General features: G+C 38.8%; 28 protein-coding genes and 2 tRNA genes. 7 read left to right on the top strand and 23 right to left on the bottom strand.

Going from position 1 to position 24,209, the window contains the following annotated elements:
• Window positions 1-74: 74 nt before the first annotated feature.
• From HYW79_00245 to HYW79_00215, 7 genes are all read right to left on the bottom strand, one after another.
• Entirely contained in the window at window positions 75-593 is a 519-nt protein-coding gene (locus tag HYW79_00245; GenBank protein MBI2634971.1) for a hypothetical protein, read from the bottom strand.
• Between the two features lie 16 nt (window positions 594-609).
• Window positions 610-1,221: a DnaJ domain-containing protein gene (locus HYW79_00240; protein MBI2634970.1), complete on the bottom strand. Its 612-nt coding sequence runs from the start codon at window positions 1,219-1,221 to the stop codon at window positions 610-612.
• Between the two features lie 5 nt (window positions 1,222-1,226).
• Window positions 1,227-3,155 carry a molecular chaperone DnaK gene (gene dnaK / locus HYW79_00235; GenBank protein MBI2634969.1) on the bottom strand — a complete coding sequence of 643 codons (1,929 nt, stop codon included), beginning with the start codon at window positions 3,153-3,155 and terminating at the stop codon, window positions 1,227-1,229.
• 39 nt (window positions 3,156-3,194) lie between these two features.
• The gene (locus HYW79_00230; protein ID MBI2634968.1) at window positions 3,195-3,653 is read right to left on the bottom strand and encodes a nucleotide exchange factor GrpE; all 459 of its coding nucleotides are present in this window, start codon (window positions 3,651-3,653) and stop codon (window positions 3,195-3,197) included.
• Entirely contained in the window at window positions 3,637-4,059 is a 423-nt protein-coding gene (locus HYW79_00225; GenBank protein ID MBI2634967.1) for a hypothetical protein, read from the bottom strand. The genes HYW79_00230 and HYW79_00225 overlap by 17 nt, the downstream gene beginning before the upstream one ends.
• A 119-nt stretch (window positions 4,060-4,178) precedes the next feature.
• Window positions 4,179-4,541, bottom strand: a complete 363-nt coding sequence (locus tag HYW79_00220) for a hypothetical protein (GenBank protein ID MBI2634966.1) — start codon at window positions 4,539-4,541, stop codon at window positions 4,179-4,181.
• Between the two features lie 263 nt (window positions 4,542-4,804).
• On the bottom strand, window positions 4,805-5,149 hold the full coding sequence (locus HYW79_00215; protein MBI2634965.1) for a hypothetical protein: 345 nt from the start codon (window positions 5,147-5,149) through the stop codon (window positions 4,805-4,807).
• Window positions 5,150-5,296: 147 nt separating this feature from the next.
• Between HYW79_00215 and HYW79_00210 the strand changes: the two genes are divergently transcribed.
• The 5 genes from HYW79_00210 (at window position 5,297) to recR (ending at window position 10,806) form a co-directional block, all read left to right on the top strand.
• Window positions 5,297-6,211, top strand: coding sequence for a magnesium transporter CorA family protein (locus HYW79_00210; protein MBI2634964.1), 915 nt, complete (start codon window positions 5,297-5,299; stop codon window positions 6,209-6,211).
• Entirely contained in the window at window positions 6,202-7,602 is a 1,401-nt protein-coding gene (locus HYW79_00205; GenBank protein MBI2634963.1) for a cysteine--tRNA ligase, read from the top strand. Before HYW79_00210 ends, HYW79_00205 begins: the two co-directional genes overlap by 10 nt.
• Before the next feature lie 13 nt (window positions 7,603-7,615).
• Window positions 7,616-8,314 carry a di-trans,poly-cis-decaprenylcistransferase gene (uppS, locus tag HYW79_00200; GenBank protein MBI2634962.1) on the top strand — a complete coding sequence of 233 codons (699 nt, stop codon included), beginning with the start codon at window positions 7,616-7,618 and terminating at the stop codon, window positions 8,312-8,314.
• Between the two features lie 493 nt (window positions 8,315-8,807).
• Window positions 8,808-10,199, top strand: a complete 1,392-nt coding sequence (gene dnaB / locus HYW79_00195; protein ID MBI2634961.1) for a replicative DNA helicase — start codon at window positions 8,808-8,810, stop codon at window positions 10,197-10,199.
• Window positions 10,189-10,806: a recombination protein RecR gene (gene recR / locus HYW79_00190; GenBank protein MBI2634960.1), complete on the top strand. Its 618-nt coding sequence runs from the start codon at window positions 10,189-10,191 to the stop codon at window positions 10,804-10,806. Before dnaB ends, recR begins: the two co-directional genes overlap by 11 nt.
• Before the next feature lie 171 nt (window positions 10,807-10,977).
• Here the strand turns inward: recR and rplU are convergent, their stop codons facing one another.
• From rplU to HYW79_00165, 5 genes are all read right to left on the bottom strand, one after another.
• Window positions 10,978-11,286, bottom strand: a complete 309-nt coding sequence (gene rplU, locus HYW79_00185) for a 50S ribosomal protein L21 (protein ID MBI2634959.1) — start codon at window positions 11,284-11,286, stop codon at window positions 10,978-10,980.
• A gap of 50 nt (window positions 11,287-11,336) precedes the next feature.
• Window positions 11,337-11,687, bottom strand: coding sequence for a hypothetical protein (locus HYW79_00180; GenBank protein ID MBI2634958.1), 351 nt, complete (start codon window positions 11,685-11,687; stop codon window positions 11,337-11,339).
• An 8-nt stretch (window positions 11,688-11,695) separates the two neighbouring features.
• On the bottom strand, window positions 11,696-12,529 hold the full coding sequence (locus tag HYW79_00175; protein ID MBI2634957.1) for a hypothetical protein: 834 nt from the start codon (window positions 12,527-12,529) through the stop codon (window positions 11,696-11,698).
• A gap of 66 nt (window positions 12,530-12,595) precedes the next feature.
• Window positions 12,596-12,667: transfer RNA gene (locus HYW79_00170), tRNA-Glu, on the bottom strand.
• Between the two features lie 161 nt (window positions 12,668-12,828).
• The gene (locus tag HYW79_00165) at window positions 12,829-13,875 is read right to left on the bottom strand and encodes a hypothetical protein (GenBank protein ID MBI2634956.1); all 1,047 of its coding nucleotides are present in this window, start codon (window positions 13,873-13,875) and stop codon (window positions 12,829-12,831) included.
• Window positions 13,876-13,993: 118 nt separating this feature from the next.
• Between HYW79_00165 and HYW79_00160 the strand changes: the two genes are divergently transcribed.
• On the top strand, window positions 13,994-14,692 hold the full coding sequence (locus HYW79_00160; GenBank protein ID MBI2634955.1) for an alpha/beta hydrolase: 699 nt from the start codon (window positions 13,994-13,996) through the stop codon (window positions 14,690-14,692).
• A complete protein-coding gene (locus HYW79_00155; protein MBI2634954.1) occupies window positions 14,689-15,897 on the top strand; it encodes a UDP-N-acetylmuramoyl-tripeptide--D-alanyl-D-alanine ligase in 1,209 nt (402 codons plus the stop codon). Before HYW79_00160 ends, HYW79_00155 begins: the two co-directional genes overlap by 4 nt.
• 346 nt (window positions 15,898-16,243) lie before the next feature.
• Here the strand turns inward: HYW79_00155 and HYW79_00150 are convergent, their stop codons facing one another.
• The 11 genes from HYW79_00150 to pcm form a co-directional block, all read right to left on the bottom strand.
• Window positions 16,244-17,467, bottom strand: a complete 1,224-nt coding sequence (locus tag HYW79_00150) for a D-alanine--D-alanine ligase (GenBank protein ID MBI2634953.1) — start codon at window positions 17,465-17,467, stop codon at window positions 16,244-16,246.
• A 19-nt stretch (window positions 17,468-17,486) separates the two neighbouring features.
• Window positions 17,487-19,130 carry a penicillin-binding protein 2 gene (locus HYW79_00145; protein ID MBI2634952.1) on the bottom strand — a complete coding sequence of 548 codons (1,644 nt, stop codon included), beginning with the start codon at window positions 19,128-19,130 and terminating at the stop codon, window positions 17,487-17,489.
• Window positions 19,127-19,489 carry a hypothetical protein gene (locus HYW79_00140; GenBank protein ID MBI2634951.1) on the bottom strand — a complete coding sequence of 121 codons (363 nt, stop codon included), beginning with the start codon at window positions 19,487-19,489 and terminating at the stop codon, window positions 19,127-19,129. The genes HYW79_00145 and HYW79_00140 overlap by 4 nt, the downstream gene beginning before the upstream one ends.
• Before the next feature lie 98 nt (window positions 19,490-19,587).
• Entirely contained in the window at window positions 19,588-20,517 is a 930-nt protein-coding gene (gene rsmH / locus HYW79_00135) for a 16S rRNA (cytosine(1402)-N(4))-methyltransferase RsmH (GenBank protein ID MBI2634950.1), read from the bottom strand.
• A 1-nt stretch (window position 20,518) separates the two neighbouring features.
• Window positions 20,519-20,950 (bottom strand): division/cell wall cluster transcriptional repressor MraZ, encoded by a 432-nt coding sequence (gene mraZ / locus HYW79_00130; protein MBI2634949.1) that lies wholly within the window; start codon window positions 20,948-20,950, stop codon window positions 20,519-20,521.
• Window positions 20,951-21,113: 163 nt separating this feature from the next.
• A tRNA-Val gene (locus HYW79_00125) sits at window positions 21,114-21,185 on the bottom strand.
• Window positions 21,185-21,769, bottom strand: coding sequence for a hypothetical protein (locus tag HYW79_00120; GenBank protein ID MBI2634948.1), 585 nt, complete (start codon window positions 21,767-21,769; stop codon window positions 21,185-21,187). The genes HYW79_00125 and HYW79_00120 overlap by 1 nt, the downstream gene beginning before the upstream one ends.
• 69 nt (window positions 21,770-21,838) lie before the next feature.
• On the bottom strand, window positions 21,839-22,225 hold the full coding sequence (gene rplL, locus HYW79_00115; protein MBI2634947.1) for a 50S ribosomal protein L7/L12: 387 nt from the start codon (window positions 22,223-22,225) through the stop codon (window positions 21,839-21,841).
• Between the two features lie 85 nt (window positions 22,226-22,310).
• A complete protein-coding gene (locus HYW79_00110) occupies window positions 22,311-22,838 on the bottom strand; it encodes a 50S ribosomal protein L10 (GenBank protein ID MBI2634946.1) in 528 nt (175 codons plus the stop codon).
• Window positions 22,839-23,134: 296 nt separating this feature from the next.
• Entirely contained in the window at window positions 23,135-23,464 is a 330-nt protein-coding gene (locus tag HYW79_00105) for a hypothetical protein (GenBank protein ID MBI2634945.1), read from the bottom strand.
• 74 nt (window positions 23,465-23,538) lie between these two features.
• Window positions 23,539-24,192 (bottom strand): protein-L-isoaspartate O-methyltransferase, encoded by a 654-nt coding sequence (pcm, locus tag HYW79_00100; GenBank protein MBI2634944.1) that lies wholly within the window; start codon window positions 24,190-24,192, stop codon window positions 23,539-23,541.
• Window positions 24,193-24,209: the final 17 nt, after the last annotated feature.

Raw genomic sequence — 24,209 nt, 5'->3', positions numbered from 1 at the left:
CTTCTACTATTTTCTCAATCTACATAAAATTTTCCACTTTGACCCCTTAAGATATACACAAAGGCGTTCATATTTTATTTTCTTTCTAACCAATATAAAACAAAAATAGGGATGATAAACCAAATAAACTGCGCCGTATCAAAACCAAAAAGTAATTTTGTCAGTGGAGCTAATTTTAAAGCCTCTGTATTTAAATCCAGGGCATAACCAAAAATTATACTAGCCCAAAGTCCGACATTAAGAAAACTTAAAAATAAAATTTGACCGGTTTTTTTATTTATTTCTTTTCTTGAAAATCCCAGATTACTTAAAATCCAGAAAATAAAAAAAGTTAAAATAAAAAAACTAAAAGCTCTAATAAACAGACCCTGATAAATATTTAGATTATTTAAAAATCTCCCGTAAAAAGGCACATGACTATTGATGAGGGCGGCAGGATAAGAAGCTAATAATAACACAATTATTCTATTTCGTCCAACAACAAGACCATAAATAAAAACAGTCGCGAAAAAAAATAATAAAAGCAAAATATCCCAAGTGGGATCAGATAAAAACGAGTTAGTTGTTTCTCTTAATACATTTATATATTCCATAACTCATTTTTGATTTTTAATCCACCTCATTTCTTAATTCTTCAAGAAGCTCTTTTGCTTTTTTAGAAATATGTTTAGGCATTTTAATGTTGATAATAAAAATTATATCACCGTTTTTACCGTGATGCACCAGGGCTTCGTTATTTTGAATGCCGGAAGGAATTTTAAGTCTTATTCTTTCGCCTCTTACGGAAACTTCAACATCTCCTCCCAATACGGCGGTTACAAAATCAATAACTAAAGTCGTCTGCACGGTTGACCATTGGCGGCCAAACCCTCCTCCCCTACCAAAATCAAAACCAAAGCCGCCTTCGCCCCGCTCCGCGTGGCTTCGGCGGCCAAAGCCAAACAATTCTTCCAAAATATCCGACAGACCGCCAAAATCGCCAAAACCTTCCCTACTTGAAAATCCCTGATTCTCAAAAGAACTCCCGAATCTGTCGTATTGTTTTCGCTTATCACGGTTTCCTAAAATCTGATATGCCTCATTTATTTCTTTGAATTTTTTATCGTCACCTTTATTTTTGTCGGGATGATATTGGTGCGCCAATTTTCTGTAAGCGCGCTTAATTTCATCATCAGACGCGCTCTTTTGCACTCCTAAAATTTCGTAATAATCTTTTGCCATTTATTTTATTTTCCCTCCCGCCCTTCGGGGCGAGGCTCGCCTTCGGCGGCGCCCTCCGTAGCCCCGCTTTGCGGGGCGGAGGAGGGTTCTTCCTTACTCTCTTCTGGTTTTGTTTCTTCTTTTGAAGCTTCATCTTTTTTGTATAATGCCTCGCCGATTTTTTGGATTTCAGTTGAAAGTTCAGTTGACGCTTTTTTAATCGCTTCAACATCGGCGCCATCTTTTATTTTTTTAAGAGCCTCAATCCTTTCTTCAATTGTCTTTTTATCTTCCGGTTTTATTTTTTCACCAGCATCTTTTAAGGCCTTTTCGGACATATATACCATTGATTCGGCGGAATTTTTAATTTCTATCGTTTCTTTTTTCTTCGCATCTTCGACCGCATTCACTTCGGCTTCTTTTTTCATTTTCTCAATTTCTTCTTTGGATAAGCTTGTGGAAGCGGTAATAGTAATCGCCTGTTTTTTATTGGTTGCTTTATCAATCGCGGAAACATTCAAAATACCATTGGCGTCAATATCAAAAGTAACTTCAATTTGAGGAACGCCCCGAGGCGCAGGAAGAATGCCGTCTAAAATAAACTTGCCGAGCGTTTTATTATCGGTCGACATTGGCCGTTCGCCCTGTAGAATATGAATTTCTACCTGCGGTTGATTGTCGGCTGCCGTTGAAAATGTCTGGGTTTTTGCCGTCGGAACAGTCGTATTTTTAGAAATCATAGGAGTAGCAACGCCGCCCAAAGTTTCAATGCCGAGAGTCAAAGGCGTAACATCCAAAAGCAGAATATCGCGGACATCGCCGGCCATAACGCCGCCCTGAACCGCCGCGCCAAGAGCAACAACTTCGTCGGGATTAATACCCTTATGCGGTTCTTTGCCAAAAAGATTTTTTACCGCTTCAACTATCGCCGGCATTCTGGTTTGGCCGCCGACAAGAACAACCTCATCCACATCGGTTAGGGCAAACTTTGCTTCTTTAACCGTTTGTTTTGTGAGCTCAATAGATGCGGCAATAAAATCATGAACCAATTCTTCCAGTTTAGCGCGAGTCATTTTGGTTATGAAATGTTTGGGTCCGGAAGCATCTGAAGTAATGAACGGAAGGTTTATTTCAGTCTCTAAAACCGTGGAAAGTTCGTGTTTGGCTTTCTCGGCACCTTCTTTAAGGCGCGAAAGAGCCATGGCGTCTTTTGATAAATCAATCCCTTGTTCTTTTTTAAATAGATCCGCGAGATAATTAGTAATACGCTGGTCAAAATCGTCGCCCCCAAGATGCGTATCGCCGCCGGTTGATTTAACTTCAATCGTATCATCGCCAATTTCTAAAACCGAAACATCAAATGTGCCGCCACCAAAATCATAAACTACAATTTGCTCTGATTTCTTTTTATCCAAACCGTAAGCTAAAGCCGCCGCCGTCGGTTCGTTGATAATTCTTAAAACTTTTAAACCTGCGATTTCGCCGGCGTTTTTTGTCGCTTGTCTTTGGGAATCATCAAAATAAGCCGGAACCGTAATAATTGCTTCGGTAATTTTTTCTCCGAGTTTTTCTTCAGCATCCGCTTTTAACTTCTGCAATACCAGTGCTGAAATTTCTTCAGGCCGATACCATTTATCCGCCATTTTAATTTCAACACCCCCTGATTCGGATTTTCTAATCTGATATGGCAGCCATTTTTGGTCGCGTAAAATTTCCGGATCATCCCACCGGCGGCCGATAAGACGCTTTATGGAAAAAAGAGTATTTTCCGGATTAACTACTGCCTGCCGCTTGGCCAAAAGACCGGCTAGCCGTTCGTTGCCTTTTGATACAGCAACTATAGAGGGCGTCGTTCTGTTGCCCTCTTTGTTTTCAATTATCTTTGGAGTGCCGCCTTCGGTAATCGCCATTGCCGAATTGGTGGTGCCTAAGTCAATTCCTAAAATCTTTGTCATATATTTATAAATTTTAAATTTTAATTTCTAAATTTTAAATTATTTATATACTTTTACTTTTGCCGGACGCAAAACTTCGCCATTTTTGAGATAACCTTTTTGTAATTCTTCCGCGACAATTTGAGACTCGCCTCCCTCTACTGATTCCACCGCCTCGTGTTTTATCGGATCAAACTTTTCACCTTTTGCCGCCATCGCTTCAACTCCTTGCGATTTAAGATAATCTTCAAGTTGTTTTTTAATACCTTCTATTCCTTTAATCCAGCCGTCGGTCGCAATACTTTCTGGAATATTGGCAAATGCTTTATCAAAACCATCCATAATTCCAAGAAGCGGTAACAGCATTATCTTTGACATCCAATCTTTAATCTCTATACCTTGCGACTCCATTTCTTTTTTAAGGTTAAGGTAGTCTGCCTTAGCCCTTTTCCAGCCATTTAAATATTCTTCGGCTTGTTTTTTTAAATTTTCAATTTCATTTTTATTTTCTTCGTTCATATTCATTGTTAAATAATTTATCTACTAAAAATTTCTTAAAAAATTCATCGGAGACCTCGGGAAACATTTTTGAAACACACGACATAATTTCTTGAGAAGTGCTTAACAGCTTATTCGTTAAAGCATTAAGCCGCGCCATTTCTTCCATTGAAAACTCATCTGGCTCATGAATTTCGTGAGTAAAATAATGCCAGCCCTTTGAAGTCGGAATTCGCCCGCCGGAAGGATGCGGCTTAGTAAGAAACCCCAGCTCTTCCCAAAAAGCCAAATCATTTCTGATAGTTGCGGAGCTTACTTCTAAATCGTAATTTTCAGCCAGAAACCGCGAACCGACCGGCCGGGCCGTTTTTATAAACTCCGCAACTACAATTTCAAATATATATATCTGTCTGCTATCTAAGTCCATGACAAATACTAGTGTATACGATGGCTGGCACTCTTGTCAAGAGATTGCCAAATTACGTGTTTTTAATCGATCGATTTATTATACGTAATTTGGCAAAAAATAAAACGGCGTTTAGCCGCTTAATTATTTCCCGCAGGATATGCCATCAAAAAATAAATATTATCAAGAGCTTGAATATGTTCTATAACCGTATGGCCGCAAGCAAGTTCTTTATTACCTTCCGTAAGTTGTCCCCTCTCTAAAATAGCAAGTGTTGCGTAGAATTCACGATGAATTCCCCGAGGAATGAAAATAAGGTTAATTGTATTTGTAAAGATTTCCGCCAAAATCGCCCAAGAGTGTTTCGGCTCTTTTTCCCCAGCTTTTTTAATGAATTCGCGAATAAATTCCCGATGAGTTGCGTTTTCAACCGCGATTTTTAAAGCACAGCACTCTTTTTCCCCAAACTCAACCGTTGAAGGATGGTTTTTGATTTCATCCATTTTTGCCTCCTCTAGGCAATTTTATTGTTAAAGATTGGGAATATAATATAACATTTTACTAACAAAGTCAAATAAATGTACCAGCCAAGCGCATCATTTGCCAGCGAAAGCAAGTAAATGCTTCGCAAAATCATGCGTGCTCGTCGCACAAACTTCCTATAGGATTCTTATGCGACAGTTTATATTCGCGGCCGCTATAATAAAAAAGAAAAACGGCCGAAAGCCGTTTGAAAAATCTGCTCCTTATATAACATCAACCCGGTTTATTGCTTGGTACCTTCCTGATCAACCAGTCGGCGAAGATGTTTCTTGTCGCCGCTGTCCTCCCAAATACCCCAGTCATAACCAGTGTATAGAGGTAAATCAGCCTTGGCAAACTGTTCATCGGTCCTAACTTCCACAAAACGCTTCTTAGGAAATTCAAGTGAAATACGCGAAATTGTCCCGCTCCACCATTTGCCTTGGCTAATCCAATTGTCTTGATAAAAAACTTCTACTCTGTCACCTACTGCGTATTTCTCGCAATTAGCTTCATGGGCTTCGCACCTAGCAGAATCTTTAAAATTATCGAAGCAAGTTTCGCAATAATAAGTCGCTTCAGTTATCATGGCTACCCCATAGGCTTTACATTCTACTAATTGTTAAAGATTGTTTATATCATATAATTCTTCCAAATGAAAGTCAAATTTTTTATCTGATATGTTTTTTTGGAATATCTGTGCTAAAATATAAGGGTTATTATTTAAATAAATCAAATGAAACAAATTACCGAAAATAATTTGACCTGGGTTGATATTGAGAAACCGACCCAAGAAGACATTGAATGGATTAAAAATAATTTTAATTTTCATAAATTAACTTTAGAAGAATTAATCCCCGCCTCGTCGAGAGAAAAAGTTGAACAATTCCCCGACTATCTTTTCTTGGTCATGTACGTGCCCGTTTTTAACAAAAAAAATCGGACCACAAAACCGACGGAACTTGATGTTTTAATAACCCAAAGCCATATCATTACCGTCCACGACGAACCAATTGAACCACTTGGGTCGTTCTTAAAAAAATGCCAAGCGATCGGCATACGAGAAGATTGTTTCGGGAAAACCTCCGGTCATCTTTTGTATTATTTAATAGAAGACGTATTAAGTTTCGCGGCGCGCCAGCTGGTTCACATCGCAAAAAACATAGAGCGCATTGAAGACGGGATATTTAAAAATATAGAGCGCGATATGATTAAAGAGATTTCCTTCATCAAAAGAGATATTTTGGATTTTAGAATCGCCATCAAGCCAATGCACCGAATACTAATTTCACTCGGAGAAAAGAGTAAAAATTTTTGGTTAGAATCTGGCGACCTTGCGGTTTATCTTAACGATCTTACAAGCGATTACGAGCGGGCGTGGAGCGAGGCTGATAATTATATGGAAACGATAAACGCGCTTGAGGCAACAAATACTAATCTTTTAAACGATAAAACAAACGCGATTGTAAAAACATTCACAATTCTTTCTTTCATAACATTCCCGACAATGCTTATAATTACACTTTTGCAAGTTGACATGGTTACTAATCCGATCAGAAATCTGCCATATGATTTTTGGATTATTGTCGGTTTTGCGATGCTTACGGTTCTAGGAATGTGGCTTTATTTTAAAACGAGAAAATGGCTATAAAACTTTACAATACTCTTACTCGTAAAAAACAGGTTTTTAAACCGCTTCGCGATAAAAAAGTTGGTCTATATACTTGTGGGCCGACAGTTTACAATTACGCGCATATTGGTAATTTAAGAACTTATGTTTTTGCCGATGTATTGCAAAAAACTCTTGAATATAACGGTTATAAAGTAAAAAGAGTTATGAACATAACCGATGTCGGCCATTTAACTTCCGACGCCGACACAGGTGAAGATAAAATGGAAAAGGGGGCACAAAAGGAAAAAAAATCGGTTTGGGAAATTGCCAGATTTTATACAGCTGCCTTTTTGAAAGATACTAAAGAACTAAATATAAAAAAACCAGAAAATATAATTCAGGCCACAAAAACAGTTGCTGATCAAATTAAAATAATAAATATATTAATTAGTAAAAAATACGCTTATGAAACTTCAAAAGCCGTTTATTTTGACGTTATTAAATTCAAAAATTATACTAAACTTTCACGTCAGCCTCTTTCTCAAAAAATTACCGCAGCACGTGGAGAAGTCGTAGAAGATCCGGAAAAAAAACATCCGGCGGATTTTGCCTTATGGTTCAAACTAGCTGGTCGGTACAAAAATCATAGTATGCGCTGGCCTTCTCCTTGGGGTTTGGGATTTCCCGGTTGGCATATTGAATGTTCCGCCATATCTACAAAATATCTCGGCCAGCCATTCGATATCCATACCGGAGGCGTAGACCACATAGGCACTCATCACACAAATGAAATAGCTCAATCTGAAGCGGCTTTTGGAAAGCCATTGGCAAGATTTTGGCTTCACGGAGAATTTTTGATTATAGACCAAAGCAAAATGGCAAAATCTGAAGGAAATTTTATTACTTTGGACACGCTAAAAAAACATGGTTTTAATCCGCTTGCCTTTCGTTATCTTGTTTTAACCGCTCATTATCGCTCAAAATTAAATTTCACTTGGGAATCGCTTGAAGCGGCAAAAAATGCTCTAAATAAATTAAAAGAAGCAATTTTGAATATAAAAAAAACGAGCGAAGCAAAGTCCAGTAGCGAAGCAAAACTTCTGCTACTGAAGAAATTTAAAAATTATATAAACAACGACCTGGAAACTCCGCGCGCGCTGGCGCTTTTGTGGGAAATTGTAAAATCCCAAAAATTAGATCCCAAAACAAAATATGCGCTGATTATCGATTTTGATAAAGTTCTGGGACTAAATCTTATCAAAATGAAAACCGAAAAAATTCCGATGGAAATTTTAAAACTGATAAAAGATCGGGAAAAAAGTCGCAAGGAAAAAAATTTCGCTAAAGCTGATGAGTTGCGAAAGAAGGCAGAAAACCTAGGCTGGATGATTGAAGATACGGAAAAAGGACCAAAATTAAAAAGAAGATAAAAGTTTTTATTATATGAAACTGCCGCAACATGTGGTAATTATTCCTGACGGAAACAGGCGCTGGGCCAAAAAGAATAACAAACAGTCCTTTTTGGGTCACATGGAAGGAGCTAAAACCACCAAAAAGATACTGGAGAAAGCTTTAAATTTAAATATACCCTATCTTACTTTCTGGGGCTGTTCTATCAATAACGTTACGAAAAGGCCGCTTTCAGAAGCGAACTTTTTATTTAAAATTTTTGAGCAGTACTTCAAAAAAATCGCCACCGATAAAATAATTCACGATAATAGAGTGAAAATAAATGTTTTAGGGAGATGGGAAACTTTATTCCCAGAAAAAACAAAAAATCAAATTAGAAAAGCCATAAAAGCTACGGAAAAATACGATCGCTTTGTTTTAACTTTTCTTTTGGCTTATAGCGGGACAGATGAAATGATTGAAGCCATTAAAAAAATCGTAAACGCTGAAAACAAACCGCCGCTTATAGGCGGAGAACTTATAAAAAATAACTTATGGACACACAATCTTCCTCCGGTCGATTTGGTCATACGAACCGGAGGAGAACCGCATTGGTCAGCGGGACTTATGATGTGGGACGTGGCCGAAGCCGCATTGCATTTTACAAAAACTTTGTGGCCGGATTTTTCAATCGAAGAATTTGAAAATGTTATAGAAAATTACGATAAAACCGAAAGGCGTTTTGGAAAATAATTAAATTTTAAAATACACATTAAACCAAAATTTTCTAATAATACTGCTGTTATTATAATGGTGTTACCACTTTTTATGATATATCATAAAAAGTGGAAAATTATTAGAATTTAGAAATTGCCTCATTTATTTGAAAAATATGGCGGACCGGGGTCCGCCATTCTAAAAAGGCTAGTGTAGTGCACCGACTAGGTTTACTTGTCTGCCCAGCAATTTATTTCTCTTACCATGGCGATAATGAAATGAGTGGGTCTCCTTAAAATTCTTTCAGCTGCGTTCATGGAAATCGAGATCTTGATACGAATAGAACGAACGTCTTCCCCCAGGTGCACTCATAAGCTCTGTCTCGCCATATTTCATGGAAAGACGCCTGGCTATCTCCTTAAAATTATTAACGTCAAGTTATGGTTGTTGTTTTAATAACTTAATCCACAGTTTATTCAGTTTTATAATTTGAAAGTGTTGGCTTTCGGAATTATACTAATTACTATCCATGCCTTCTCATTACGCTAAAAAACAATATTCAAAAACCTCAATCGACCCAAACCGCCTGCCGCCGCAGGATATTGAAGCCGAGCAATCGGTCTTGGGTTCGCTTTTTATAGATAAGGACGCGATTAATAAAGTCGCCGATATTATCGGTCCGGAAGATTTTTATCGCAAAATACACGAAATAATTTTTAGCGCCGTAATTGAACTTTACAAAAAGAATGAACCGATTGATCTTTTAACCGTTTCGAGCGCCTTAAAATCAAAGAAACTGCTAAAAGATATCGGCGGCCTTTCTTACCTTACAACCTTGATGAATTCCGTCCCGACCGCTTCCCATATAATCCACTACGCTAAAATAGTCAGACAAAAACGGGTTCTGCGCGATCTAATAAGCGCTTCTCATCAGATACAAGAACTCGGCTGGCAAGAAAGTGAAGATGTAGACGCCCTACTCGATGAAGCAGAAAAGAAAATTTTCAGCGTTTCTCAAACATCAAACAGCCGTGAATTTGCTCATATAAAAAACCACTTAAACAGTGCGTTTGAAAGAATTGATAAGCGTCATAAGGGCGACGGTGCCCATGGAATTGCCACCGGATTTACCGATCTGGACAATATCTTGGCCGGACTTCAGAAATCCGACCTAATTGTTCTTGCCGCCAGGCCTTCTTTAGGCAAAACATCGCTAGTGATTGATATAGCACGGCACGCCGCAACCAATGAAAAAGTGCCGGTTGGAATTTTCAGTTTGGAAATGTCAAAAGAGCAGCTGGTAGAGCGTTTGATTGCCTCCGAAGCTGGCGTTGATTTGTGGCGGCTTCGCACCGGAAAATTATCCGATGAAGGTACCGACGACAATGATTTCATTCGCATATCACAAGCGTTAAACCGCCTTTCGCTAGCACCGATTTATATTGATGACACCGCGAGCCCCAATGTTCTCCAAATAAGAACGATGGCACGCCGGCTTCAGGCCGAAAAAGGTTTAGAACTTTTAATTGTCGACTATCTTCAGCTGATGCAGGGACATGGAAGATTTGAAAACCGAACTCAAGAGGTCAGCGAAATTTCCCGCGCCCTAAAAGGCCTGGCTAAAGAACTGAACATTCCGGTTTTGGCCATTTCCCAGCTTTCACGTTCCCCGGAAACCCGAACTGATCAAAGGCCAAAATTATCCGACTTGAGGGAATCGGGCGCCATTGAACAGGACGCCGATGTAGTACTTTTTATCTACCGTGAAGATAAGGTGAAAAAAGACGCTGAAAGGAAAAATATTGCCGAGATTGAAGTCGCTAAGCACAGAAACGGGCCAACCGGAAGAATAGAATTGTATTTCAATGAAGACTTTGTGAGCTTTAAAAATTTGGATAAACAACATCAAAATGTATCCTAAAACAATCCAAAATTTTATAGATAAATTTTCCCGTCTTCCCGGAGTAGGACCCCGCCAAGCGGCGCGTTTGGCTTTTTGGCTTTTAAATGGGCCGAAAAATAAGCGAGAAGAATTAAAAAAAGCTATTGAAAGCTTAGACAAAGACGCTAGCGTTTGTTCTTCCTGCTTTTTTATTATTGAAAACAATGGGCAAAAATGTCACTTTTGTGATAATCCATCAAGAGACCACAAAACAATATGCGTGGTGGAAAAAGAAACCGATCTGGCTACGATTGAAAAATCGAGCGTATATAAAGGTCTTTATCATGTTTTGGGCGGACTTTTTTCCGCGCTAGATACGGCAATTCCCAAGAACCTAAAAATGCCGGAGTTGATAAACCGAATATCGGAAAAAAAAGACGTCAGCGAAAAAATCGAAGAAATTATTCTAGCGATTTCGCCAACGCACGAGGGCGATTTAACCGCTTATTACTTGGAAAAGCTACTCAAACCGCTCAAAGTTAAAATAACCCGCCTTGGGCGGGGCCTGCCTTACGGGTCGGACGTAGAATTTGCCGATGCCCAAACCCTTTCAGGCGCCTTAGAATCAAGAAAAGAAATAAAGTAACCAAAATCATTTTCCTCGCGCGCTCACTTCGCCAGCGCGAAGTTCGCTGTCCGTCCTCGGCATTTTATTTCCCTCAATTCCTTGCTATAGCAAGGAATTGAGGGAAAACCATGCTAAAATGCCTGCGGAAGCTTCAGAAAAATATTTGCATTCGCTTCTGTACTTTTATCCTTATTTTATTTTCAAAATTTCAACTTCCGTAAAATGCTGGCGATGGCCGCCTTTTTTCTTATACCGAGTCTTAGAATGATAATGGAAAATAATTATTTTTTTAGCGCGGCCGTTTTTTAAAACCTTGGCAGAAACTTCGACGCCTTCTAAAAACGGGGTGCCGATTTTTATGTCTTTATCAAAAACCAATAAAACCTCGCCAAACTTAACTTCCTCGCCTTCGGGCGTGTTTATTTTTTCAACCCTTATTTTATCCCCCTCTTTGACGAGATATTGTTTTCCCCCGCTTTTTATTACTGCGTAAGTCATGGGTAAAATTAACTAAACTATTCTAATTGACCAATCTTTTTAAGTCAAATTTAACGGTTTATCAAATATAAGGCGATTCCGGAAAGAACCAGAAAAATTTGGGAAATTAAAATAATAGCAGTGATAAAATATGATAAAATTCTGCTTTTGAACCAAAGTCGTACCGCCAAAACAGTGTTAAAAAACAGAATTAAAAAACCGATAACCGGCAAGGTAAAGACATCTTTAACTTCCCCAAAATAATCGACGCCCCAATTAACATTATAATGAAGAACAATGGGCACATTGCTTTGTTTTATAAAAAAATAAAAAAACATAAAAAGACCCGCATTCAAAACAACGCTTAAAATTAAGATTATTTTTATTTTAAAATCGCCTAAATAGGCTTTAAGAATATTCATCCTTAATTTTATTTAACCAAAACTGCGATTATAAAACCGATGATTGAAAAAGCGGCAAGCGGCGGCAAAGCCGGCATCGGCCGGCGGATTTTTTGAGAAAAGAATATAAGATGCATAATTAAAAGTCCCAGTAAGGAAAACCCCAGTACCAGCCATGGTGCCAAAGGGCTCAAAGCAAACGCCGAAGCAGCCATTACTATCGGGAAAACAAAATCGCCGGTTCCAAGCATCATAAAGCCTTCGCCAGGGTGGGCCCTATCAATATGTTCTGTAAAATCTTCAACTTTCTCTGGAAAAACCATTGCAAAAATTGCTCTTCCGGCAATCATGGCTTTAGCCATTTTCACCATATGTTTTGTTTTATAAACCGCTACATAATCATAAATAGACATAACTATCAAAAGTAGCGCCACCGTCCAAGGATTAAGCGATGCGCCAATTAAAGCGGCGATACCGGACAAAGTGAGAATAAGAACCAAATCGTGAAGCCAAACGTATGGCCAGAGAACGTAAGAAAAAATTAAAATAAGAGAAAGAATAAAGGCAAAGGTTTGCGAAGTGAAAGCTCCGAAAGTTATAAAAACTCCGGCAAACAACGCGAAAAGAAAAAAAATCCGTAAAAATAGGCCGCCGTGGGAAATACGGATAAGCCCAAGAACAATAGCGGTTCCGATGCCAAAGGCCAGAATAAATTGCCACCACTCTACAACTTGTGTTGGCGCTTCCATTACGGTTTTTAACTCGTAAAATCGTCCGGCCAAAAAAATACTAATAGTTCCTACCGACAGAAAAGCAACCGATTCTTGTATAAAAATTTTTAAATTTAAATTATGAGAAAGCATAGGGTTTGTACCGCTACGGGGAATCGAACCCAGGTTTTAGCGTCTTGCCCGCCTAAATTTTCTTAATAGCCCCAACGGGAGTCGAACCCGTGTTTTAGCGTTGAGAACGCCGCGTCCTGACCACTAGACGATGGGGCCAAAATTTTGGCGGGTGAAAGAACGCGACGTCCTAAGCCATTAGACGATAGCGGCTCGACTAATACGACATTTGGTATTTCCTTATATTATACTCTGTTTAAAAGCCGTTTAACAATATGACATAAAAAATTAAAACGCCCCGCAGCTACGGGGCGTAATTTTTAAAACCTTGCCGCAATACCTCTAAGTTGTTCGGCAATTTCTTCCGGATAAGTTGGATTCACAAATTTACCCGTATGGTATTCATATCCCGCCTCTATCGTGGTCTTGCCACGAAATTCAACATGCCAATGCAAGATGCCCTCCTTATGGTCGTCACGATATGGCGCGGTTTCAATATAGAAATTATAAAGCGGATCGGCATATTGCCGGAAATCCCCTCCCTGGACCGCGACTTTAAAAAGAAAAGTTGTTCGATGGAGTGTTTCAGCAAAATCTTTTTTTACCCGGTCGCTGTCGCGAAGCACATGAGCAAAAGAGGGATTGTGTTTAACAGGAAAGATTCTAAAATGATAAGGGACTCTCGCCGCATACGGGACTAATACTACAAAATGTTCGGTTTCAAAAATTACTTGACCTAATTTCCTCTGTTTTTCGATGTAATCGCAGCAAAGATACTGCCTGCTGTCATAAAAATAATCTTGCGCCCGGTTTAACCGCTCCCTAAATTTAGGGGGGATACAAGCTTCAACTGCCATTTGAAAATGAGGATGTTCCATGGAAGCTCCGGCGAGTTTCCCATAATTTTTAAAAGCCGAAAACCATTCTAATCGTGGATCGTTTCTTAAAGAAAAATATCGGATCGTAATGGCTCTAAACGCTTCTGAAAGTTCCTCAATGGAAACGGAAGAAAGAAAACCATTATGGCGCATGGTTTCAACAACAATTTCGTTAACGCCTTGCGCCGGTCCTTCGGCTTCAAGCGCTAAAATAGGATAAAGATTGGTAAAACCGCGAGTACCCCACGATGTAATATCAAACGGATCGCGCCTAAAAGAAACGAGTTCCGGGGGCGTTTTATCTTCGTTACGAGGACAAAAACCGCAATTTTCATCATAGTCCGGAAGAATAGGCGGATGAGTAGACTCTGGATCTATTTTGCTTTCTCGAAGCGCTCGCGCCGCTGATATAACCACCACATATCCATAAAGAGGATCGACTCTGCCTTCCGGCAATCTCCCGGGAACAACAACGACTTGTGCGGGCATTTTTACCTCCGTTTTGTGTTTTCAAATAACAAATATTAAAACAATGATACTAAAAAATCGCCGTATGGTCAACTTAAAATTTTTGTCATTTTAATAAATTTATGGCATAATCTTTGCAATGATAGACAATAAAAAATCGCTTGTTTTTATCCATGGCTGGGGGGTTTCTTCGGAAATTTTTAAGCCGCTTTATTATTTCTTAAAAGATGGGTTTAATATCTACGATTTTGACATGCCGGGTTTTGGGCAAACGCCAATAGAAAAACCAATGACACTCAAAGATTACTCTGATTTTGTTTATGAATTTTTAAAAACAAACAAAATAGAAAATCCAATAATAATCGGTCATTCTTTCGGCGGCGCGGTGGCAGTTAAGTTTAGTTTGCTTTATCCCGGTTACGCTTTAAAATTAATATTGGTTTCTTCCAGTGCAATTCGCCAGCCGCGTCGCAAAATGATTTTACTTAAAAAAACAGTGGATATTTTAAAACCGCTCATCCCTGAAAAATTGAGAAAATTAATTTTAAAATTGTTAAAATACGATAAAACCGATTACGCCCAAATAGAAGGTCCTGAACTTAAAGAGACATTCAAAAACGTTATTAAAGAAGATTTAAGGCCGTATTTTCATTCGATGAAAATTCCAACGCTTGTTATCTGGGGAGAAAAAGATAAAATAACGCCTCTTAGCGAAGGAAAAATTATCGCCGAAAATATTCTTGGCGCAAAATTTGCAGTCATAAAAAATGCCGGGCACTTCGTATTTTTAGAAAAACCGGAGGAATTCATTAAATTGATTAAAGAATTTGCCATATGATGCCGCTTAGAAATTTACTGTATTTGCTTCAACTTGAAGAATATGAGTTAAAACGCTTTAGCGATTGGCTAAAAAACAATCCCGATCGCGTTGTTTTAGAGAAAAAGAAGCATATTGACTGGACGCTGAAAATAAAAATGATTTTTGTTTTAGCCAACATCTTTAATATTTTTGTTAATGCTAAATTAGCACTTGAAATTTCAACTAAAATTTTGTCACCTGTTGACAATATATTAAAAAAGTCTTTAATTTTTTTAGCCAGTCAAAAAATAAAAAAAATGCCAAATTTAACAGTTATTGGCATCACCGGCTCTTACGGTAAAACCACAACAAAAGATGCTCTTTATCACATTCTAACGCCTAAATATAAGACTTTAAGAACCGAAGGAAACTATAATACGCTGTTAGGAGTTGCCAAAACAATTATCCGAAATCTCCGCAAGAACCACGAGATTTTTATTTGCGAAATAGCGGCGTATCAGCCGGGAGACATAAAATCAATTACCAAGCTTATTAAACCAAAGATAGGAATAATTACCGCCATCGGTCCGATGCATCTTGAACGGTTTAAAACCAGAGAAAATATATTGAAAACCAAAATGGAACTTATTGAATCACTACCTGAAGATGGACTTGGGCTAATTCCACGCGAGTTGGAATCGCAAATTAATAATTTCAAAATCAAGTCAAAAATCGCTTTTTTCAATTCAAAAGAAGAATTACTTTTTAAAATTGCCGCTTTTTTTGATGTTTCACCGGACGAGACACTGGGCCGAATAAAAACAGCGTCGTCTACACCTCACAGACAACAAATTATTAAAACATCGGCAAATATCACAATTATAGATGATACTTATAATTCTAATCCGGCCGGATTTAATTCGGCTTTGGAACTTTTGAAAAATACTTCAGCCGAAAGAAGAATTTTGGTTACTCCGGGAATGATTGAACTAGGCGCTGAACAATTTGAACTAAACAAAGAGGCGGCGCGAAGCGCCGCCAAAATCGCCGACTATACAATTGTGGTCGGAGAAACAAATAAAGACGCTCTTACAGAGGGGCTGAAAGAAGTTTATGGTAATGATTATATTTCTAAGGTTTATGAAGTTTCAGATTTAGACGCGGCCAAATCAAAACTTTCCGAACTCACAATCCCTAATTCCGCAATTTTACTGGAAAACGACCTCCCCGACCACTATTTTTAAGCACTTGACAAATTCTGTGGATTTGATATACTAGGTTTAGTTAAAAAGTTCGGAAGTTCGAAAGTCGGACTTTGGGTGGCAGACCCGGTGGGTCGTCTGGAGGAACCTGAACGGAAAATGGGTTCGATTCCCGCTCGTTTACGACGAGTGCCCTGGTGGGTACGGCAGGCTTATCCCGGATGACGTACGGTTCAACTCCGCTCTGCCATCCAATACAGCGTCTCATTTGCGGGGTAATACCAAGGGGGTTAGTCTTCCCGGGAGTTGGCCCCTACCCGCAAATGGGCGAATCTGCCCCCGCACCTGTACAGGTGCGGGGTCTCTTATTTTTATGTATTTAAATTTTTTATCTCTTAGTTCCGCCGCCTTTAGAAATCAAATCCGAATCATAACTGAAAGTCAGTTCTTGGCGTTCTTTGTGGCGTTCAAATCCAAGATTTATAAGCCGGTCAATCAATTCGCTGAAATTAATGCCTAATTTTTCCCAAAGGTAAAAAGATAAAGAGCCTGGCAAGGTGTTTATTTCCGTAATCCAAAATTCTTCCGTATCCAGCTTAACCATAAAATCAACTCTCGAAATTCCTGCGGCGTCAACTGCCTTAAATGCCCGCATTGCCGCTTCCTGAATTTTTTTAGTAAGTTCCTCGCTAATCGGCGCCGGCACCAAGCGTGAAAGGCCGGCCATGCCTTTACCCTGAGCCGAGTCGAAGGGTTTCACTTTGCCGCCCTTAAGATACTTATCTTCGTAAGTAAGCATCTCGCTATTTTTTATCGGCTGTTCGCAAACCGAAGCAATCAGATCATTATTGCCCATAACAGAGCAATTAATTTCAACAATTCCTATCTTTCCTTCTTCAACAATAAGGCGCCTGTCAAAGTGGGAAGCGATATCTAGCGCTTCCTGAAGTTCTTTAAAACCCGTTGCCTTACTTATAGCAATACTGCTTCCCAAGTTAGCCGGCTTAACAAAGACAGGATAGCGGAGAGTTTTTTCAACATATTTTATAATCCTATCCTTTTCGTTTTCCCATTCGCTTTTTGAAAACCAGACATAATTTACAACAGGTATTTCGTTATCTTTAAAAACAGATTTTTGAATAATTTTATCCATTCCGACGGCCGAACCGGTTACTCCGCTTCCAACATAAGGGACGTCGGCTATTTCGAAAATTCCCTGAAGCGTACCGTCTTCCCCGAAAGTGCCATGAACGGCAGGAAAATAGATATCGGCGGAAATTTTACTGAAAAATGATTTTATCGCGCTTTTTGGCAAGAGAGATTTAATGCTTGGCGAAGCGGCAAAAAAATATTCCGGCGCTTTTACCCGCCTAAATTTCCTCCAAAATTTTGGCGGGTTAATTTCTTTAAGTTTTAGATTCTTGAAACTTTCTATTTTTCCCAGTTCTTCGCTAACAAGCCAGCGCCCTGATTTATCTATATAAACCGGAATAATATCATATTTTTCACGATTAATATTTTCAAAAATTTGCATTGCCGTCACGATTGAAACCTCGTGCTCAACCGACCGGCCGCCAAAAATAACTGCAACTCTTATTTTATCGTTTATCATGGTTATTAGTATAAATTGTTTACGGCGATTGTTCAATCGGCTTATCCGGAGGTATCTGCAAATAACTAAATATAAACTCTGCTAAATCCCTAAAAATAGGAACCACCGTGCTTTCGGCAAAACGAACGCCTTTTGGATTATCTAATTTTATTAACGCGATAAACTTCGGATCATAAGCCGGCGCGAATGCCACAAAAGTATGGATATATTCATCTAAATACGCCCCTCCTTTTAAACTAGGCACTTGGGCAGTTCCGGTTTTTCCGGCAATAGTATATCCCTTAACTTGAGCGCTGCGGCCGCTGCCGTTTTCTATAACTTTTACCATCATACCGGTAAGTTTAGCGGCTGTTTCAGAAGAAATAATCTGTTTTTCGGGGCCGCCCGTCATTTCGCGAAAATCTCCATTGCGCCAAATTATTTTTGAAACGAGATGCGGCCTTACTAATTTCCCTCCATTGGCAATAGCCGCTAAATCGCGTATAAGCCCGATCGGAGTTACGGCTACTCCTTGTCCAAAAGAAGCGGTGGCAAAGTTAATATCGCGGCCGTTTAATAATACCGAGAGATCGCCCGATACTTCACTGACGTCAATGCCGGTTTTACCGTCAATGCCAAATTCTTTTAAATATTTAAGAAACACATCTTTTGGAACACGCTCCTGTACGAATATGGCGCCGGTGTTAAGCGACTGCTCTAAAACTTTTACCATCGTTTGAAGCCCCAAAATTTTGTCGGGAATGGAATTTGAAATTACACGGTCGGCAATTTTAACACTGCCTGTATTATAATATTGGGTTTCCGGCGTAACAGCTCCGGTTTCTATACCTATAGACATGGTAATCGGTTTGAAAACGGAACCGGGTTCATAGCGTTTTAATGTAACCGGATTTATAAAAACACTTTTGTCTTTTACTTCGGAATATTTATTAGAATCAAAATCCGGCAAAGAAGACATGGCCAAAATATCGCCATTATTAGGATTCATTACTATGATAGACCCGCCGTCAGCATCCCATTCGTTAACGAGCTTGTTTAATATCTGTCCCGCTTGCGCTTGAATTGAAGAGTCAATCGTCAAAATTAAATCGGCGCCCGAAATCGGATCTGATAGTTCCCTGTCATAACTTTCTTCAAGACCGTATTGGCCGGCCTGACCGCTTTCGGTAAAACCTAAAAACCCCAAAGCTTGAGATAAATAAAGGCCTTCCGGGTAGTATCTTTGAGTTTCATTATCAATACCGACGCCTTCAATTTTTTCCGTTTTAATTTTGCCAACAACCTCTTCGGAAACTTTCTTTTTTAAAACCTCGTACGGATCATTCGGTTTATTAAGTTTGTTGAGTAAAGTTGTCTCATCAATTTCCAAAATTAGCGCCAGCTTTTTTGCCGCATCTTGAGATTCTTTTATTTTTGACGGAACGGCGTAAACTAAGGGAAATTCCTTATTTAGAGCGGCGGCAAGCGGTAAAGTATCTTTATCGGTCAAAAAAATGCTTCCGCGAGGAGTAACCCGATCCAAAGAAACTAAGATTTTGGCTTTGGCCAAATAATAATCGTGGCGAATTACCGTCAAGTAAAAGAAGCGCCCCCAGATAAGGAGGCCTGCTACCGTAAAAATGAAGATTAAAATCAAAATCCGGCTTTTGGCGATTTGCTTCATGGATTTTTGGCTACCGGCCCAATTATTTTAATATACTGAATTCCCTCGTTAATAACAAGCCCTAAATCCTGTGCCGCTTTCATAAGAAAACCAACGCTTCTTTTATTGGTAAGTTCCAAATTAAGGTTTCTAATTTCCATTCTTAAACCTTCAATATCTTTTTGAAGCACTGTCTTGCCGTAATTAGCCATAGCCACGTTATTAGCCATAAAAAGATAAAAAACTATTAGAGCGATTATACTTAAAATCATGGCAGTATTTAATGTTTCCATTTTCATACTTTTAAACGCTGCAATTGTAAAACTGCGGCGTTCTCTAGCCAAGACCAGATTTTTTATTTTTAATACAGCTTCCGTCATCCCGTTAGAAATTTATTTATTTAATTATTAATTTATATTTCTTAACAATATTTCTTAAATTATTTTCCCATTATTTTGAATTTAGATTTCTAACGGGATCATATTATTTTAATTGTCCTTAGTTTAGCGCTACGGCTTCTTGGATTATTTTTTAACTCTTCTGCTGAAGCGACTATCGGTTTTTTATTTAAAATTTTTATCCCCCACCCTTGGAAGATTTCGCCCTTAGTATTTAAATTTTGTTTATCTTCCAAGGGTGGGGGATTTTTTGCACATTTTTTAATCCAATTTTTAATTATCCGGTCTTCCAAAGAATGGAAGGAGATAAATGCCGCGCGGCCATCATGCTTGATGACATTAGGAACGGCAGAAAGCGCTTTTTCAATTTCTGAAAACTCTTCATTAACTTCAATCCTCAATGCCTGGAAAATCAGGGTGGCGGGATGAATTTTTCCGGCGCGCCTTTTAACAGATTCGACTATTTTCACAAGCTCTCCGGTTGTTTTTATTCTTTTTCTTTTCCTCTCGGTAACTATGGCTTTCGCTATCAGCCGGGCTTTTGGTTCTTCACCCCATTTTTTAAAAATTTCCAAAAGTTCGAGTTCACCGTAATTGTTGATTATATCTTCGGCCGTAAGCGGATTTTTGGCATCAAATCTCATATCAAGAATTTCGTCTTTTTTAAACGAGAATCCCCTGCCGGAATTTTCAAGCTGCGAGGAGGACATTCCGAAGTCAAAAAGAATTCCGCAAACCTGGCTGATTCCCGCATCTTTAACAATTTTTCCAAGATTGCCGAAAGAATCGTTTATAAAAAGAACTCTTTTCCCAAACTTTTCAATATTGGCCCGAGCGCGGATTATTGAATCAATGTCGCGATCAATTGCCAGAAACATGCCGAAAGGTGCTGTCAGTTTTAAAATTTCTTTGGCGTGCCCGCCATCACCCACTGTGGCGTCAATAAAATTCTGATTCGGCTTGGGATTCAAATATTCCAAAACTTCTTTTAAGAGAACCGGGGTATGCATATTAAATACCGAATTGTTCTAGCCCTTCTGCCAGATTGCCAGATTCTTTTTCAGCCTCGGCAATATAGTTGTTCCAAATATTTTCATTCCAAAGCTCGACTTTATCCTGGACTCCAATTATTACGACTTCTTTTTTAATTCCGGAATATTTTTTAAGCGGTTCGGGAATAAGAATGCGTCCCATTTCATCAATTTCAATTTCATTAGCGCCTGAAAGCATGAATCTTTTAAAGTTTCTGGCTTTTTTCTGGCTTAAAGGAAGTTTTTCTAATTTCTCCATGAAAAGCTCAAAGTCGCGGTGGGGGTAAATGAACAAACAATTATCAAGCCCCCTTGTTAAAATCGGTTTTTCACCTAATTCTAATCTTAATTTGGCTGGAATTGTGATTCGGTTCTTGGAATCTAAATTGTGCTTAAATTCGCCTAAAAGCATATAAATTATTAACTTTATAGATGTCGGACATCTATAAAGTTATGCACAGATTAGCATACTTATCCACAAACTTACCCACAATCTCCCACTAAGTAATTTAATCTTAATACAAATAAAAAAGACCCGCAAGAGGCCTAATTGTGGATAACTTAAAATTTTTTTGTGGGCATTGCAGGTATCGAACCTGCGACCTTTGCAATGTGAATGCAACGCTCTACCACTGAGCTAAATGCCCTAAACTTTCAGTTTATTAATTAACTTTTCATGCTTAAAGTCCAATAAGTCGTGAACGAACCGATCGTACATGTCGTAGCGATATTTAAATTCTTTCGTTGTCATCAGGGCGTAATTTATTTCCTTGCCGACTTCGGCTTCCAAATCTTTTAAAAAGTTATTGAATTTTGACTGTTTAATTCCATCTCCCACTACTAGCAAATCAGCTCTTGATGTGTCGGAATTTATAAAAATTCCGGAAATTACCGCTAATTTTATTTTCCCGAGTCTTCTCAACCGCTCAAGCATTTTTTCTTTTGAGGCCGGGCTGGCTTTAGTAATTAATTCTTTCAGCTCGTCATAAAAATCAAAACTTCCATTAACTTTAAAAAACTGCTTTCCGCCAACATTTTTGGCGGTTATAAATTTTACTGCTAATAAACTTTTAAACTGCCTATTAATTACAGTAGAATCTGTGTTAAGCATTTTTTTAATTGTCTCAAAATCAAAATTTTTATCGGGACTATACAAAAATAACTTTAAAATCCTCGCCCTTATTTGAGAGTCAAAAATAGCGTCAAGAGATGGTTCAGATAAAAATTTCATGTGCTTATAATAAAACAAAACGCGCCGGTTTTCAACGGCGCGTTTTGTTTTAAGTAATGTAGAAACTTTTTACTTTAATTCTACAACAGCTCCGGCGGCCTCTAGTTTTATTTTTAGTTCATCAGCTTCAACCTTGGATACGCCGCTTTTAACTGTTTGCGGAGCGGCATCCACAAGCTGTTTAGCTTCCTGAAGACCTTTGTTGGTTACTTCGCGAACAATCTTAATAACAGCTATTTTTTGATCGCCTGCTCCCTTTAACACAACATCAAACGCGGTTTTTTCTTCTCCGACGCTCGCCTCTGGCGAGGTCGGAGCTCCGACTACGCCTGCGGCGTACGTCGGAGCCGAAGCGCTAACGCCGAATTTCTCTTCAAGCGCCTTAACAAGCTCTGAAAGCTCAAGAGCGGTAAGTTTTTCTACTTCTTCTATAATTTTATTATATTTGTCTGCCATAATTGTCTAAAATTTTCTTAAAATTTTAGCAACAATTATGAGCATCCGCCGAAGCTTTATGCGAAGGCGGACAGCTACATAAATGTTACGTCGACCTTTTATTTTGTAAATTATTTAATAAATTTATTAAGTTGCGCGTATTGCCAGAAAGCACGATGGCTAAACCGGAAAGCGGCGAGGCAATAACTCTTACAACCCGGCCTAGTAAAACTTCTCGTGGCGGTAGCTTAGCAAGTTCTATAACTTTAGCCTTGTCTTTCCAATCCAATCCGAGAAACCCGCCTAAAATTTTTAACGCTTCATTTAACCTTGAAAATTTGTAAAGCGAACTTGCCACTGGCACCGGATCATCATAACTTAAAACAAAAGCCACTTGAGTTTTTATATCGTCTATATTAATTTCTTCGTATTTTTCCGACTTTAAAACCCGGCTTATTAAAGTTTTTTTAACGACCCTATATTCAGCGCCGATGCCCGTAAGTATGCGGCGAAGTTCCATAGTTTTACTAACCGGAAGTTTATTAAATTCAACCAAAATTACCGCTTTAGCACGGCTGAATTTTTCTTTTAAATCTTTTAAAATATTTCCTTTTTGCTCGCGTGTTAAAGCCATATTATATCTAAATTTCTCTCGCTTCGCGAGATCTGGCGAAGCCAGATAAATCCTAATTTCTCCTTCGACAAGCTCAGGATCCCGAGCAAAGTCGAGGGATAATTTCTAAACAAAAAAACGGGCGTATGCCCGCAGACGACACAAAACACATAAATGTTTTGTAATCCTCGACGGGACTTACTTCGGCTCGCCGAATCCGCCAGTTGGCGGAGAAGGCAGCTTGTGCCCGTTGTCTGCAGAATATAACAACCTTATCAAATATTAAAAGGGGCGTCAAGCCCCTAAAATTTTCCTACCTAAATCAAGCCAAGCCAACGGAAAATACCACCGTTAACAAGCCAAACAAAAACTGTCCATAACAAAACAAATAAATTGACCATCCAAAAAACTAACACTACAAAGGGCCAAAAAATTATCGTGACTCCGTAAATTATATTCTTAGTTGTATTAGAATTATCTGCTTTGTCCCTATTAAGAGAATTCATAAAATTCACGGTTTTGAAAACAGCTTCGGAAAAAGCGGTCTGCGAAACTCCAGAATCAAGCGAATAAGCGACAAGATATCCTATATTCAAATAGAGAACCGACACGATAACACCCAAAACCACCCATTTTAGCTTTTTCATTAATCCGCCCCCTTTTGTTTTAAAATTAAAGAACAATGTTATTTATATTTTTATATCACAACTGGCTAAAAGCGTCAAGTTTTGATAAGAGGAACAAAAATAAAGCCGGGGTATTCTTTTTTTTCAAATTCTTCTTGCCCGCCTAAGTTTCCTTTGGAAATTTTGGCGGGTGAAGATTTTTTTACGTAAAGCCAAATGCTTTCTTTAATCGGAGCAACTAACCGACCGTTGATTCTTAATTCTTTCAGCCATGTCTCTGGCACTTCCTTGCCCGATGCCGCGGCGATTACTTTATCAAACGGCGCGTGGCGTTTTAATCCTAAGATCGCGTCGCCGCCAATCATTTTCACCGTGCCGTTTTTAATAAAACCGTATTTAGCAATATTTTTCCTGCCGAATCTAAAAAGTTCTGGGATTCTTTCAACTGCGAATATTCGTCCTTTTATTCCAACTATTTCCGCTAATAATGCTGTTTGCCATCCTGACCCAAAACCGATTTCAAAAATTTTATTTCCCGGCTCCGGCTGTAAAAGTTCCAACATAAAAGCAACGGTTAAAGGTTGTGATATGGTCTGCCCTTCCCCTATTGGCAATGGTTCATTAACGTACGCCCGTTCTTTTAACTCCGGCGGCACAAAATCAGCGCGGTTGATTTTTTTAAATGCCTCAATAATCCGCGGAGTTTTCAAAATGCCCTGTTTAATTAAATCAGAAACAAGCGTGTTCATAAAGATAAATATAACCC

This window comes from Parcubacteria group bacterium (assembly GCA_016186325.1).
Taxonomy (GTDB): domain Bacteria; phylum Patescibacteriota; class Minisyncoccia; order UBA10092; family UBA10092; genus JACPHB01.
The sequence above is the reverse complement of the archived record's forward strand: the minus strand, read 5'-3'. Positions and strand labels throughout refer to the sequence as shown.

Coding starts and splice junctions, on each gene's coding strand:
- dnaK (MBI2634969.1), bottom strand. CDS start 3,155: ATGACAAAGATTTTAGGAATTGACTTAGGCACCACCAATTCGGCAATG.
- HYW79_00120 (MBI2634948.1), bottom strand. CDS start 21,769: ATGAAATTTTTATCTGAACCATCTCTTGACGCTATTTTTGACTCTCAA.
- HYW79_00140 (MBI2634951.1), bottom strand. CDS start 19,489: ATGACGGAAGCTGTATTAAAAATAAAAAATCTGGTCTTGGCTAGAGAA.
- HYW79_00230 (MBI2634968.1), bottom strand. CDS start 3,653: ATGAACGAAGAAAATAAAAATGAAATTGAAAATTTAAAAAAACAAGCC.
- HYW79_00165 (MBI2634956.1), bottom strand. CDS start 13,875: ATGCCCGCACAAGTCGTTGTTGTTCCCGGGAGATTGCCGGAAGGCAGA.
- HYW79_00175 (MBI2634957.1), bottom strand. CDS start 12,529: ATGCTTTCTCATAATTTAAATTTAAAAATTTTTATACAAGAATCGGTT.
- HYW79_00110 (MBI2634946.1), bottom strand. CDS start 22,838: ATGGCTTTAACACGCGAGCAAAAAGGAAATATTTTAAAAGATTTAAAA.
- mraZ (MBI2634949.1), bottom strand. CDS start 20,950: ATGCTTTTAGGCGAATTTAAGCACAATTTAGATTCCAAGAACCGAATC.
- HYW79_00215 (MBI2634965.1), bottom strand. CDS start 5,149: ATGATAACTGAAGCGACTTATTATTGCGAAACTTGCTTCGATAATTTT.
- dnaB (MBI2634961.1), top strand. CDS start 8,808: ATGCCTTCTCATTACGCTAAAAAACAATATTCAAAAACCTCAATCGAC.
- HYW79_00210 (MBI2634964.1), top strand. CDS start 5,297: ATGAAACAAATTACCGAAAATAATTTGACCTGGGTTGATATTGAGAAA.
- rplL (MBI2634947.1), bottom strand. CDS start 22,225: ATGGCAGACAAATATAATAAAATTATAGAAGAAGTAGAAAAACTTACC.
- pcm (MBI2634944.1), bottom strand. CDS start 24,192: ATGAACACGCTTGTTTCTGATTTAATTAAACAGGGCATTTTGAAAACT.
- HYW79_00105 (MBI2634945.1), bottom strand. CDS start 23,464: ATGAAAAAGCTAAAATGGGTGGTTTTGGGTGTTATCGTGTCGGTTCTC.
- HYW79_00245 (MBI2634971.1), bottom strand. CDS start 593: ATGGAATATATAAATGTATTAAGAGAAACAACTAACTCGTTTTTATCT.
- recR (MBI2634960.1), top strand. CDS start 10,189: ATGTATCCTAAAACAATCCAAAATTTTATAGATAAATTTTCCCGTCTT.
- HYW79_00225 (MBI2634967.1), bottom strand. CDS start 4,059: ATGGACTTAGATAGCAGACAGATATATATATTTGAAATTGTAGTTGCG.
- HYW79_00150 (MBI2634953.1), bottom strand. CDS start 17,467: ATGATAAACGATAAAATAAGAGTTGCAGTTATTTTTGGCGGCCGGTCG.
- rplU (MBI2634959.1), bottom strand. CDS start 11,286: ATGACTTACGCAGTAATAAAAAGCGGGGGAAAACAATATCTCGTCAAA.
- HYW79_00205 (MBI2634963.1), top strand. CDS start 6,202: ATGGCTATAAAACTTTACAATACTCTTACTCGTAAAAAACAGGTTTTT.
- rsmH (MBI2634950.1), bottom strand. CDS start 20,517: ATGCATACCCCGGTTCTCTTAAAAGAAGTTTTGGAATATTTGAATCCC.
- HYW79_00240 (MBI2634970.1), bottom strand. CDS start 1,221: ATGGCAAAAGATTATTACGAAATTTTAGGAGTGCAAAAGAGCGCGTCT.
- HYW79_00180 (MBI2634958.1), bottom strand. CDS start 11,687: ATGAATATTCTTAAAGCCTATTTAGGCGATTTTAAAATAAAAATAATC.
- HYW79_00220 (MBI2634966.1), bottom strand. CDS start 4,541: ATGGATGAAATCAAAAACCATCCTTCAACGGTTGAGTTTGGGGAAAAA.
- uppS (MBI2634962.1), top strand. CDS start 7,616: ATGAAACTGCCGCAACATGTGGTAATTATTCCTGACGGAAACAGGCGC.
- HYW79_00160 (MBI2634955.1), top strand. CDS start 13,994: ATGATAGACAATAAAAAATCGCTTGTTTTTATCCATGGCTGGGGGGTT.
- HYW79_00155 (MBI2634954.1), top strand. CDS start 14,689: ATGATGCCGCTTAGAAATTTACTGTATTTGCTTCAACTTGAAGAATAT.
- HYW79_00145 (MBI2634952.1), bottom strand. CDS start 19,130: ATGAAGCAAATCGCCAAAAGCCGGATTTTGATTTTAATCTTCATTTTT.